An 11890-nucleotide genomic window follows, 5' to 3' on the forward strand; every position below is an offset into this window, starting at 1 on the left:
GGGATGGAAAGACTCTGGTTCATAACCAACCCCGGATCGGGATCGACCACCAAGGCCAAGTGCGATGCGCTGGAGGCCGTGTTCGAGGAACGCGGGCTGACCCTGGTCGGCCGCACCGAATTCCCGGCGGAGGAGATTCCCAAGGGGGCTTCGCTCACCCGGAAGAAGGTGGACACGGTCGTGCTGTTCGCGGGCGACGGGACGATCAACACCGCCCTCTGCGCGCTGGCCAGCTGGAAGGGCAGCTTCCTGATCCTGCCGGGCGGGACGATGAACCTGCTCGCCAGGTCGCTGCATCCTACGCTCGACCCGAAGAAGATCATCGAGGCGGCGCATGACGAGACGACGCGGGTGGCGCTGCCGTTCATCGAGGCGGGCAAGCATCGCGCCTTTGTCGGGCTGATCCTGGGGCCGGCGACGGCGTGGTTCCGGGCGCGCGAGGCGGTGCGCAAGGGGGCGATCAAGAAGCTGTTCCAGGCCGCACATGTCGCGTGGAACAGGACTTTTGGGGGAAGTGGGATACGGATTGCGGGCGTGCCTGCGCTCAAGGACAAGTATCAGGCGGTGTTCGTGCGCCCCGAGGAAGGGGAATTGCACGTCGCCGCGGTCGATGCGCGTGACTGGGGCTCGATCGTGCAGCTGGGCTGGGAATGGCTGACCGGCGACTGGGTCGCGGCGCATGCAGTGAGCGAGAGCCTGACCGACAGGCTGAGCCCGAAAGGGAACAAGCCGGTGCTCGCCTTGTTCGACGGGGAGCCGGTGTCGCTGGCACCAGGCACCGCGATCAGGTCCGGCATCAGCCGCAAGGCCTTCATCGCGACACGCGAGGAGCTGGGATGACGCGTCTCTTCCACGTCAGCGACGTCCATTTCGGGCGCGAGGACCGCGCCGCGGTCGACTGGTTCGGCGCACGGGTGAAGGAGGAGCAGCCCGATGCCGTGATCATGACCGGCGACCTGACGATGCAGGCGCGGGCGAAGGAGTTCTCGGCGGCGGCGAAGTGGCTGAAGGAACTGGGCCGGCCGGTGACGGTGGAGGTGGGCAATCACGACCTGCCCTATTTCAACCTCTGGGCGCGGTTCGTGACGCCGTACAAGCGCTACCAGGCGCTGGAGCAGATGATCGAGAAGCCATTGGACGTGAAGGGCGTGGCGGTGGTGCCGCTCAAGACCACGGCGCGCTTCCAGTGGCGGCTCAACTGGTCGAAAGGGCATGTCAGCACGCGTGCGCTGCAGGAGGCGCTGGCACTGGTCGAGGCGGTGCCGACGGGCGGCCTGGTGTTCGTCGCCTGCCACCACCCGCTGGTGGAGGGCGGCACGCTGGCGACCTCGCACACAAGGCACGGCGCCGAGGCGCTGGACGCACTGGCCGAGGCGGGGACGCATGCGGTGCTGACCGGCCATGTCCATGATCCGTTCGACATCGAGCGCGAGGTCGGCGGGCGGACCGTGCGGCTGATCGGCGCGGGGACGCTGTCCGAGCGGGTGCGCGCCAAGCCGCCTTCGTTCAACGAGATCACCGTGGAGGGGGCGAGCTTCTCCACCCGGGCGCGGTTCATGGGGGAGGGGAGTGTTGCCCTTTGACCGTCATCCCGACGAAAGTCGGGATCTCGTGCGGCTCTTTCCCCGCGCCTTCGCCTGAGATCCCGGCTTTCGCCGGGATGACGGTTTGGGGCGGGATTACGATTGGGGTGGGGTGACGCTATCGCTTCGAGATATCCTGGCCGAACACCAGCAGATTGCCGTCGGGCGCCACCACCATCAGCTCACGCTGGCCGTAGATCTGGTCGATCGGGCCATAGATGTCGCCGTCGTTGAGCAGTGGCGCCTTGGGGGCCAGCTCCGCGGCGACCGCGTCGACGTCCTCGACATCGACATAATAGCAGAAGCGGCGATTGCCCGGCGGGGCGCCGTCGTCGCCGGCGTTCTGGAGGATGCGGAAGGCCGCCTGCTCGCGCCGGACATAGGCATAGTTGGTGGTGCGGAAATAGAGTTCGAAGCCGAGCACCTCGGTGAAGAACCAAAGCGCCTTGTCGAAGTCCGGCACGTGCATGAACGGCGTGATGCGGTAGAGATTGGCCATCGTTCACCCTCCCGAAGGCGCGCCCCATTGCCGGGGCGGAACGATAGCGCAATCCGGATACGTCGTTAAGCGCGGAACAACTGTAATGGCCCGCGCCCGCCGGTGCTCCAGGTCGACCAGTTGGGGAAGACATAGGGCATGTCAGCATCGCTGACGCCGTGCCAGCGGGCGATCGCGCCGATATATTCCTCCTGCGCGACGGCGGGGACGAAGCGGCCCTCGCTGCTGACGTCGGTCGCGCCGCCGAGCACCGGGTCCGGATAGGCGCCGAAGATGCCGCCGGGCGTGACGTTGCCGCCCACCACGAGGTGGTTGCCGCCCCAGGCATGGTCGGTGCCGTTCTGGGCGTTGCCGCGATAGGTGCGGCCGAAGTCGCTCATCGTGAAGGCGGTGACGTTCTCGGCCATGCCGATCGACTGCATCGCGCGGTGGAAGCCGGCCAGCGCCATGGCGAGGTCGCCGAGCAGATTGGCGTGGGTGCCGGTATCGTTGGTGCCGCCGTTCACCTGGCCCGAGTGATTGTCATAGCCGCCCTGGCTGACGAAGAAGCTCTGGCGGTTGTGGCCGAGCGAGCCGCGCGCATCGATCATGCGGGCGACGCGCATCAGCTGGCGGGCGACATCGCTGGTCAGCGCGGCGCCGGTGGTCGGGTTGACGAAATAGCCGTCGAGCGCGCTGGTCGCCGAGATAATGCCGTTGGCGGTGGTCGCCTGGGCATAGCTGGCGTTGATGTCGCGGGCGCTGGCTTCGGCGACGGCGCCCAGGCCGGTGGCCGAGGAGAAGGTATCGAGCGCGCTGTTCTTGGCGGTGTTTGCCGCGCTGGTGCCGGTCGAATAGCCCGAGCGGCCCAGCGTGCCGGTGGAGGGCAGCACCAGCGCCGAGCTGGTCTTGCCGATCACCGCCAGGTTCGAGCCGGCGATCGAGATCATCGACGGGATCGAGCTGGCGCCCATCCGGTCGGTGAGGCGGCCCATGAAGCCGTCGGTGGCGAAGTCGCGGGCGCGCAGGCCCTGCCAGTGCGCCTGCTCGTCCGAATGGCTGAGCAGGTTCATCGGGCGCAGATCGGCACGCGACTGATAGGTCGCCTTGGTCAGCGGCGCGTAGAGCGTGCCGGCGTTTAGCACCAGGCCCAGGCTGCCCTCGTCCCAGATCGGGCGAAGCGCGGCCATCGCCGGGTGGAGCGCATAGGCAGTGCCGGTGAGCGCGGTGAGCCGGCTGGCGGCGATGCCCACGCTGCCGCGCGCGGCGAGATAGGCGGCGTGCCGGGCATCGGTGGGGATCACCATGTTCCAGCTGTCATTGCCGCCGAACAGGAACACGCCGACCATGGCGCGGTAGCTGCCGTTCGGGGCGGCCATCGCGGTGGTGCGGCCGAGCTGGCCGATCGCGGCAAGCGCGCCGGCGCCGGCAGTGACCTTCATGAAATCGCGTCGGGAAAAAGTCATGTCCGGGCTCCTCAGCGATCGACCAGGAACATCGGGCTCGAGGCCGCGACGTAGAGCATCATCTGGGCGCGGCGGCGCGCCTGGATGGTGGCATCACTATTGGTGATGGCGGTGGCGGCGGCCTTGAGCTTGTCCTTCTGCGCCTGGCTCAGCGTATTGGCGAAGAGGGTCAGGTCGATGCGCGCCACCATCGCGTCGAGATCGGTGCCCATCGCTTCCCAGGGCGCCCAGAGCGGCTGGGTGAGCGAGGACATGGGCAGGCCCGAATCCAGCGCATATTCGCTGCGCGTGGCATCGCCCGAGACGGTCCAGTCATAGACGAAATTATGCCAGCGCAGCACGTTGGAGGTGTTGAGCAGCTTCGAGGCCGGGCTCTTCAGCGTGGTCGAGCCGGGCAGCGGGAAATCGTCCGGATAGAAGTTGAACACCGAAGGCGCGCGGAACACCGGCTGGCCCAGGGCGCTGTCGCGCGTGACGAAGACATAGCCGTCGGTCGCGAAGCCGATCGCGCGGGCGAGACCGGTCATCAGCAGCACCGGCTCCTTGAGCTTGCCGCTGGTCGTGGTCGGCGCGCTCCGCGCCTCGCTGTCGAGCAGGACCGCGCGGACCACGGCCTTCATGTCGCCGCGCGTGCCGGCGCCATTGTCGGCGAACACCGCCGCCACGCGGGCGACATAGGCCGGGCTGGGGTTCGCGGTGACGAGATGGACGATCATGTGCCGCGCGACGAAGGGCGCGGTGGAGGGGTTGTTGAACGCGGCATCGACCACGGCGGCGACGCTGGCGTCCTGGCTGGCGCCCGCCGACACGCTGGTGCCGAGGAAATTCTTCTGGGTGCTGTCGTAGCGGTTCGCGACCTGGATCATCGGTCTGGAATAGTCGCGGGCATTGCCGTCGGTGATCGCGGCGCCGCCGACCCGGGCATAGGTCCAGCCGGTGAGCGCCTTGGCAACGCCCTTGATGTCGTCGGTCGTGTAGTTGGGAATGGCCGCGCCGGCGCCGTCGCGCTTCAGGCTGCCGTCCATGTTGAGCGCGTCCGGGCCCATCGAGAAGAGCTGGAGCAGCTCGCGGGCGTAGTTCTCCGACGGGCCCGACTTGTTGCTGTCGGCCATGTCGAGATAGTCGCCCATATAGCCGAGCATCGTGACCTGGCTGAGGATGTCGCGATAGTTGCCGAAGGCGTTGGCGAGGAAGATCTGGTTGAACGCAGCGATGCCGGCGGTCGAGTTCACCTCGGCCTCGGAGGCGACGACCATCTGGCCGAGCGCGAAGGCGGTGCGCTGGCGCAGCTGGTCGGATCCCGCGACGGCATTGGCATAGAAGCGCATCGCCACCGGCGTGCGGCTGAAATGGGCGCGGCTGCACACCGTGTCGCCGCTGACGCAGAAGTCGCGGCGGACCTCGACGGCGAGATCGGCATAGGTGCTCGAAGAGGCGGCGAGCTGCTCGTCGACCCAGCCGGCGGCGCCGAGCGACTTGATGCGGGCGATGAGATCGGGCGTGGGGCCGAAGCTCGCCTGCTTGGCGAGACGCGCGGCGTCGCCATCGGTGAACACCACCGGGGTGGGCGTGGGGCTGGGCGCAGCGACCACGCCGCCGGCGCTGCCGCTCGACGACGAGCCGCCCCCGCCGCCGCCATCACAGCCCGCGAGCGCGAGCAGACCGAATGCCGCGCTGAGCACGGCCAGTTTGCGTTGTACGAACACCCGAAGTCCCCCGAGGCCGCGGAAAAGCCGCGACCTGCACGTCTTTGAATAATTTAGCGGGAAAATCGGGACAACCTGCAGAAATACCTAAGGAAATCTTCATCGCGATTGCGCGGCGCGCAAACGCCGCGGGGCAGGCCGATGGTTGCGGAATCGCAACGGTGCGCGTGACGACGAGGCGAGGCTTGCGCGGGACGGATGGCGAAGGCGATTGACTCGCGTGCAATTCCGTCTCATATTTCTGTTATGACAGAAATTACGGACAATGCTGTTCAGTTGCCGATCGCGGTGCAGCAGTTCGTGCTGCACTGGGGCGAGATGGGCGGGCAATGGGGCGTCAACCGCTCGGTCGCGCAGATCCATGCGCTGCTCTATCTCTCCGACCGGCCGCTGAATGCCGAGGAGATCAGCGACACGCTGCGCATCGCGCGGAGCAACACGTCGAACAGCCTGAAGGAACTGCTCGGCTGGAAGCTGATCCGCCGGGTGCCGGTGATGGGCGACCGGCGCGACCATTATGAGGCCGAGGTCGATCTGATGCAGATGCTCACGCGCATCGCCCAGGGGCGCAAGGAGCGCGAGATCGATCCGGCGGTGGCGGCGCTGCGCATCTGCACCGAGGAAGCGAAGCGCGACGCGGCGATCTCCGGCACGGCGCGCGAGCGGATCGTGGCGATGCAGGACTTCGTCGTGACGATCGACGATTGGTACCAGCAGATGATGAGCGTGCCGCCGGGGCGGCTGATGATGCTGATCCGGCTGGGCAAGAAGGTCCTGGCTTTCCTGCCCAAGGGCAAGAGCGCGTAGCGGAAGGGAGTGGTCCCATGGGTGCGGCAATCGGATATGCGCCGGGTTCGCTGGCCCGTTATGCCGATTGGCATCGGGCAACGGCGCCGCGGCTCGACGACGAAGCCAGCCCCTTCGCGCGGCTGCTCGGCGAGCGCTGGCTGTTCCTGCCGCCGGCGACGCGCCGCCGCTTCCTGCGCAAGATCAGGGCCGGTGCCTGCGTCTCCTATCTGGGCGAAGTGGCCGAGTGCCGGATGAGCCTTGCCGGGCGCGTGCTGGCGCAGGTGGCGCGGCTGATCGGCGGGCCGCTGCCGCTGGGCACGGATATCGGCGTTTCGGCCAGCGTCAGCGTGACGGCGGATGCCGAGGGACAGGGCCAGTACTGGACGCGGCAATATGGTCGTGCACAGGGTTTTCCACAGGTTATCCACAGCGCCAAGCGCTTTGCCGGGCCGACGGGAATCGAGGAATATCTGGGGCTTGGCGTGGGGATAGCGCTGCGGCTGGAGGAGGCGGGCGGGGCGCTGCTGTTCGTCGGCGATCATTATTTCCTCAAGCTCGGCAAACTGCGGGTGAAGCTGCCCGGTTGGGCGATGCCGGGCCGGCTGACGGTGGGGCATATGGACATCGGCGGCGGGCGCTTCGTGTTCAGCCTCGACCTGGTGCATCCGCTGCTGGGCGAGCTGGTCCACCAGCTCTGCGTGTTCGCGGATCCGGCGGAATGAGCGGGCGGGGGCCTCTCGCGGCGGTCGCCTCGGTGCTGGCTTCGGCCGTGACCGGCGCGCTGCTGATCACCCTGACGGCGCGAGGAGCCGACATCGGGTTCTTCTTTTTCTGCCTCCTCTTCGCGCTGGTCGTCGCGTTCGGGCATGCCGTGTTCCTGGCATTCCCCCTCTACCTGCAATTGCTCGACCGCTGGCCGCTGCGCTGGTGGAATGCGGGGCTGGCCGGCCTGCCGATCGGTGCCATGCCGACGCTTCTGCTCGGCCTGGTGTTGCGGCTGGACCTGGAGCCGCTGCTGTCCGGCGTGGCCTGTTGCGGCGCTTCGGGACTGGTCGGCGGGCTGGTCTTCTGCCTCGTGCGGGGTGAGGATGTGGTCGTGCAGGAAGGCGGCGCATGAACGACGCGGGGCCGATCATCCTGTTCGACGGCGTATGCGTGCTGTGCACCGCGAATGCGCGCTTCGTGCTGCGGCATGACCGGCGCGGGCATTTCCAGCTCGCCTCGGTGCAGAGCGAAGCGGGGCAGGCGCTGTGCCGGCGCTTCGGGGTGGACCCGGACGATCCCGACACGATGCTGGTGATCGAGGGCGGCCGGGCACGGCGCGACAGCGACGGGGTGCTGGCGATCGCCGAGGGGCTCGGCTGGCCGTGGCGGGCGGCGGGCGTGCTGCGCGTGGTTCCGCGGCGTTGGCGCGATGCGCTCTACCGCCGCGTGGCGCGCAATCGCTACCGGCTGTTCGGCAAGCGCGAGGCCTGCTGGGTACCGAGTGCCGAGCAAAGGGCGCGCATCCTGTGAGCCGTATCCTGGTCATCGGCGGTTATGGCGGGTTCGGGGCGCGGCTGAGCCGGCGGTTGCTGGCGGCCGGGCATCAGGTGCTGGTGGCGGGGCGGAGCCTCGACAAGGCGGCGGCGTTCTGCGCGGGGCTGGAGGATGCCGAGCCGGTGGTGGCCGACCGGACCAACGGCATCGGCATGGTGCTGGCGCGCGAGCGGCCGGACCTGGTGATCGATGCAGCCGGGCCGTTCCAGGGCAGCGGCTATACCGTGCCCGAGGCGTGCATCGCGATGCGCATCCCCTATCTCGACCTGGCGGATTCGCGGGAATTCGTGGCTGGCATCGGCGGGCTGAACAAGGGGGCGCCGGTCACGGTGCCGATCGTCAGCGGTGCGTCGAGCCTGCCGGCGCTGTCGGGCGCAGTGGCGCGGCAGCTCGCGCAGGGGCTGGCGCGGGTGGAGCGCGTCGAGATCGCGCTCAGCGCGTCGAACCGGGCGGTGGCCGGGCTGGCGGTGGCGGAGGCGATCCTCTCCTATGTCGGCAGGCCGGTGCGCGTGTGGCGCGGGCAGCGCTGGGCGCAGGCGACGGGCTGGCAGGCGCTGCGCCGCGAGACCTTCGCCATCCCCGGCTGCGCGCCGCTGCGCCGCTGGGTCGCGCTGGCCGATGTGCCCGATCTCAGCCTGATGCCCGACGCGCTGCCGGGCAAGCCGGCGGTGACCTTCCGCGCGGGAACCGAGCAGGGGCTGCACATGCTCGGGCTATGGGCGATGAGCTGGCCGGTGCGCTGGGGATGGATCGGCGGGCTGCGCTGTGCCGCGCCCTGGCTGCACCGGCTCCAGCGTGTCACCGGCTGGGCGCGCAGCGACCGATCGGCAATGACGGTGACGCTCGCCGGCTCGGGCGTCGAACGGCGCTGGACTCTGATCGCCGAGCAGGGCGACGGGCCGGAGATTCCGACGCTCGCCGCGCAGCTGCTCGCCGAGGAAGTGCTTGCCGGCCGCGTGGCGCCGGGCGCGGGGGACGCGAGCGGGCTGCTGACGCTCGACCAATTCGCGCCGTTGTTCGCCGGACTGGCGATCCGGACCGAAGTGACCGAGCGCTCGGTCGATCCGCTCTATGCCCGGGCGATGGGATCGCGCTTTGCACGGCTGCCCGAGGCGGTGCGCGGCATGCATGACTTTATCGGCGATGCCGGGGCTTCGGGGGAAGGGGAGGTGCGCCGCGGCAAGGGGCTGGCCTGGCTGGTGGGACGCGCGATGGGCTTTCCGCCCGAAGGCAGCTGGCCGTTGCGCGTCACCTTCTCGGCGCGGGACGGCAAGGAGCGCTGGACGCGGGATTTCGGCGGGCATGCCTTTTCGAGTGAACTCAGCCAGGCGGGGCAGGGCGTGGCCGAACGGTTCGGGCCGCTGCGCTTCGCCTTCGACCTTCCTTCGGATGGGGACGGGCTGAAGATGGTGCTTCGCGGCTGGACGGCATTCGGCGTGCTAATGCCACGCTGGCTGGGCCCGCGGATCGACGCGCGCGAATGGCAGGAGGACGGGCGCTTCCGTTTCGAGGTGGCCGTGGCGATGCCGCTGCTCGGGCCAGTAGTGCGCTATACTGGCTGGCTGATGCGGGGCTAGGCCGCCGCAGCATGCCCTAGCGCAGCCACTTCGCCATTTGCGGATAGACTGGCAGGCCGAGCGTCTCGGCCTGATGCGGCTCGGCGGCCATGCCATAATATTGGAGCATGGGCGGGCCGGGCCCCTTGCCGCTGTCGAACGCGATGGCAAGGGCCTCGCCGCCGCCGAGATATCCATCGGCATGGAACAGCGCGCGCGTGTCGATGCCTATCGCGCGGGCGGCGGCATAGGACCAGGCGATTGCCGCCATCTCCTCGCCGGGATCGCTCTCCACGTCGCAGAGCGTCGGGCGCAGGGCCGGCTCGGTGCAGGCGATATGGCCCGCCTCGTGGAGCAGGTCGCCGGGATGGAAGGCGCGCTCGGGATCGAGCACCAGCCCGCCGTCGCGCACCTCGATGCCGGGCAGGAAGCTGTCGCCCTCGATCCTGCCCTGGGTCACGGGGATGCCGATCTCGTCGAGAAAGGCGAGGATGCGAAGTGTGTCGGGGTGGTCGAGCGCCATGGCGCAAGGCTAGCCGCGCGTTCCCCAAACGAAAAGAGGCGGCCCGCTGCCGGACCGCCCCAATTCGTTGGCAGTTGCCGAGGCGCTTAGCGCTTCGAGAACTGGAAGCTGCGGCGGGCCTTGGCCTTGCCGTACTTCTTACGCTCGACCGTACGGCTGTCGCGGGTCAGGAAGCCTGCGCGCTTGACCGGGGTGCGGAGCGCCGGCTCGTACTTGGTGAGCGCCTGGCTGATGCCATGCTTCACCGCGCCGGCCTGGCCCGAAAGGCCACCGCCCTTGACGGTGCAGATCACGTCATACTGACCTTCGCGCTCGGTGATGCCGAACACCTGGTTGATGACGAGGCGCAGCGTCGGACGCGCGAAATAGACTTCCTGGTCACGACCGTTGATCGTGATCTTGCCGGTGCCCGGCTTCAGCCAGACGCGGGCGACGGCGTCCTTACGACGGCCGGTCGCATAGGCGCGGCCGAACTTGTCGAGCTCCTGCTGGCGCAGGACGGCCGGGGTCGACGGCTCGTCGATCTGGCCGGCCAGATAGGCATCGGCCTGGCTGTTCGCCGAAGCCTGAGCCTCAGCGGCCACGGCCTGCTCACCGGCGGCGATGGCGCCGAGATCGGAAAGGGACTGGCGGTTGTCGGACATTATGCGCCCACCTTGTTCTTGCGGCTCATGCCGGCGATGTCGAGGACCTCGGGGTTCTGCGCCTCATGCGGGTGCTCCGAACCATTGTAGATGCGCAGGTTGCGCATCTGCTGGCGACCGAGCGGACCGCGCGGGATCATGCGCTCAACGGCCTTCTCCAGGACGCGCTCCGGGAAGCGGCCTTCGAGGACCTTGGCGGCGGTGATGCCCTTGATGCCGCCCGCATAGCCGGTGTGCTTGTAGTACACCTTCTGGGCCAGCTTCTTGCCGGTGAAACGGATCTTGTCCGCGTTGATCACGATGACATTGTCACCGCAATCGACGTGCGGGGTGAAGCTCGTCTTGTGCTTGCCGCGCAGCACATTGGCGATCACGACCGCGGCGCGGCCGACGATCAGACCGTCGGCATCGACGATGTGCCACTTCTTCTCCACCTCGGCCGGCTTGGCCGACTTGGTGGTCTTCATCAGCGCCTTCATGGGCGAGACCTTTCGAGTATGAAACGCAACGCGCCGCCGTTTCCGGCAGCGCGGTTGATGGCCCTCTGACGATTCGGATTGGAAAAGTCAAGAAAAGCGCGGGTTTGCTGACGGGTATCTGGATACCTAAAGGCGATTTGCCCTCAGCGGAGCCAGGTGAGGGCCAGCGTTTCGACCGGAACGTCCTTGCCGTCGATCTTCGCGGTGCGGCGGTTCTCGAAGCGGAGCGGCATGCCGCTGGGCAGATCAATCAGCGTGGTCGAGGCTTCGCTGAGCAGCATTTCGGGCATCATCTGTTCTAGTTGCTGCTTGCGGGCGGCCTTGTCCGCGGGCGCGAAACGGTCGACGGCGCGGGCGAGCAGCTGCTTGAACGAGTCCGGATCATATTCGGTGCGCGAGGTGAGCGTGGCGGTGCGGCCAGGCTCGGCAGCGGTCATGGTGACGGTGACGTCCATCGCCACGCTGCCGCCAAGCAGCGGCACCGGCTGTTCGATCGGCGAGCGGATCACCTCGCCCGGCTCCATCGACAGGCCGCCCCCGCCGAAGAGCGGTTCGACGTTGCGCAGCAGCATCGAGGGCGCGGTCTCGGCGGTGAGGCCGGCGAACATCGCCCGGACCTGCGGCAGGACCTTGTCGCGATCCGCGGCGGGGATCATGGTGGTGGCGGCCTCAACCGCGGCCATCACCCGGGCCTGTGCCGCCGGCCAGTCGTGGACGCGCAGCACATTGCCCTCGGCATCAAGCTCGAAGGCGATCGGCTCGCCGGTGAACGGCGCGACCATGGGCGCGACTGCCGGCGCGCGCATCTCGGGCGGCAGTGAGGCGGCGTCCATCCGCCAATAGGCGAGGAACCCGTCGGCCGTCTTGGCGAAGCGGAGCTCCTCCACCCAGTTCGCCACGGCGGCGGGCCGGCCCGGGCGCGCGGCCCGATCGCGGACGACGCGGTAGCGCAGCGGCGTATCGAGCGGCGGGTTGAAGACGATGTCGATCGTCGCCGGCTCGGCCGTGCTGCCGGCCTGCGCCGCAGCGGGCATGGCTGGCGTGAGGCAGGCGAGCAGTGCGGCGGCTGCTCCGGCGAGAATCGAGCGCATGGATTTCCCCTTTGTCGCGGACACGGCCATGGGCCC

At 68.5% G+C, this 11890-nt stretch carries 14 protein-coding genes; 7 read left to right on the forward strand and 7 right to left on the reverse strand.

Going from position 1 to position 11890, the window contains the following annotated elements:
* Positions 1 to 3: 3 nt before the first annotated feature.
* Together ACEN8G_RS01620 and ACEN8G_RS01625 are read left to right on the forward strand one after the other, a co-directional pair.
* Entirely contained in the window at positions 4 to 840 is an 837-nt protein-coding gene (locus ACEN8G_RS01620) for a diacylglycerol/lipid kinase family protein (protein WP_413416235.1), read from the forward strand.
* Entirely contained in the window at positions 837 to 1583 is a 747-nt protein-coding gene (locus tag ACEN8G_RS01625; RefSeq protein ID WP_413416234.1) for a metallophosphoesterase family protein, read from the forward strand. Before ACEN8G_RS01620 ends, ACEN8G_RS01625 begins: the two co-directional genes overlap by 4 nt.
* Positions 1584 to 1701: 118 nt before the next feature.
* Here ACEN8G_RS01625 and ACEN8G_RS01630 read toward each other — a convergent pair whose 3' ends face one another.
* From ACEN8G_RS01630 to ACEN8G_RS01640, 3 genes are all read right to left on the reverse strand, one after another.
* Positions 1702 to 2082 (reverse strand): bleomycin resistance protein, encoded by a 381-nt coding sequence (locus tag ACEN8G_RS01630; RefSeq protein WP_307119918.1) that lies wholly within the window; start codon positions 2080 to 2082, stop codon positions 1702 to 1704.
* Between the two features lie 65 nt (positions 2083 to 2147).
* Positions 2148 to 3527, reverse strand: a complete 1380-nt coding sequence (locus tag ACEN8G_RS01635; protein ID WP_413417214.1) for a DUF1501 domain-containing protein — start codon at positions 3525 to 3527, stop codon at positions 2148 to 2150.
* A gap of 11 nt (positions 3528 to 3538) precedes the next feature.
* Complete coding sequence (locus tag ACEN8G_RS01640) at positions 3539 to 5233, reverse strand: DUF1800 domain-containing protein (RefSeq protein WP_413417212.1); 1695 nt, start codon at positions 5231 to 5233, stop codon at positions 3539 to 3541.
* Positions 5234 to 5479: 246 nt separating this feature from the next.
* On the opposite strand from ACEN8G_RS01640, the gene ACEN8G_RS01645 reads away from it, so the two are divergent.
* From ACEN8G_RS01645 to ACEN8G_RS01665, 5 genes are read left to right on the forward strand one after another with little or no spacing between them, the layout of a single operon-like run.
* Positions 5480 to 6040: a GbsR/MarR family transcriptional regulator gene (locus tag ACEN8G_RS01645; RefSeq protein WP_307119921.1), complete on the forward strand. Its 561-nt coding sequence runs from the start codon at positions 5480 to 5482 to the stop codon at positions 6038 to 6040.
* Between the two features lie 17 nt (positions 6041 to 6057).
* A complete protein-coding gene (locus ACEN8G_RS01650) occupies positions 6058 to 6744 on the forward strand; it encodes a DUF4166 domain-containing protein (protein ID WP_413417210.1) in 687 nt (228 codons plus the stop codon).
* A 32-nt stretch (positions 6745 to 6776) separates the two neighbouring features.
* Complete coding sequence (locus ACEN8G_RS01655; protein WP_413740719.1) at positions 6777 to 7139, forward strand: hypothetical protein; 363 nt, start codon at positions 6777 to 6779, stop codon at positions 7137 to 7139.
* The gene (locus tag ACEN8G_RS01660; RefSeq protein WP_413417206.1) at positions 7136 to 7537 is read left to right on the forward strand and encodes a thiol-disulfide oxidoreductase DCC family protein; all 402 of its coding nucleotides are present in this window, start codon (positions 7136 to 7138) and stop codon (positions 7535 to 7537) included. Before ACEN8G_RS01655 ends, ACEN8G_RS01660 begins: the two co-directional genes overlap by 4 nt.
* Positions 7534 to 9138, forward strand: a complete 1605-nt coding sequence (locus ACEN8G_RS01665; RefSeq protein WP_413417204.1) for a DUF4166 domain-containing protein — start codon at positions 7534 to 7536, stop codon at positions 9136 to 9138. The genes ACEN8G_RS01660 and ACEN8G_RS01665 overlap by 4 nt, the downstream gene beginning before the upstream one ends.
* A gap of 16 nt (positions 9139 to 9154) precedes the next feature.
* Here ACEN8G_RS01665 and ACEN8G_RS01670 read toward each other — a convergent pair whose 3' ends face one another.
* The 4 genes from ACEN8G_RS01670 to ACEN8G_RS01685 form a co-directional block, all read right to left on the reverse strand.
* Complete coding sequence (locus ACEN8G_RS01670) at positions 9155 to 9640, reverse strand: hypothetical protein (protein ID WP_413417202.1); 486 nt, start codon at positions 9638 to 9640, stop codon at positions 9155 to 9157.
* A gap of 86 nt (positions 9641 to 9726) precedes the next feature.
* Positions 9727 to 10284, reverse strand: a complete 558-nt coding sequence (gene rpsI, locus ACEN8G_RS01675; protein WP_413417200.1) for a 30S ribosomal protein S9 — start codon at positions 10282 to 10284, stop codon at positions 9727 to 9729.
* Entirely contained in the window at positions 10284 to 10763 is a 480-nt protein-coding gene (gene rplM / locus ACEN8G_RS01680) for a 50S ribosomal protein L13 (RefSeq protein WP_413417198.1), read from the reverse strand. Before rplM ends, rpsI begins: the two co-directional genes overlap by 1 nt.
* 143 nt (positions 10764 to 10906) lie before the next feature.
* Entirely contained in the window at positions 10907 to 11854 is a 948-nt protein-coding gene (locus ACEN8G_RS01685) for a hypothetical protein (protein WP_413417196.1), read from the reverse strand.
* Between the last annotated feature and the right edge of the window lie 36 nt (positions 11855 to 11890).

This window comes from Sphingomonas sp. Sphisp66, from assembly GCF_047324325.1.
GTDB lineage: Bacteria > Pseudomonadota > Alphaproteobacteria > Sphingomonadales > Sphingomonadaceae > Sphingomonas.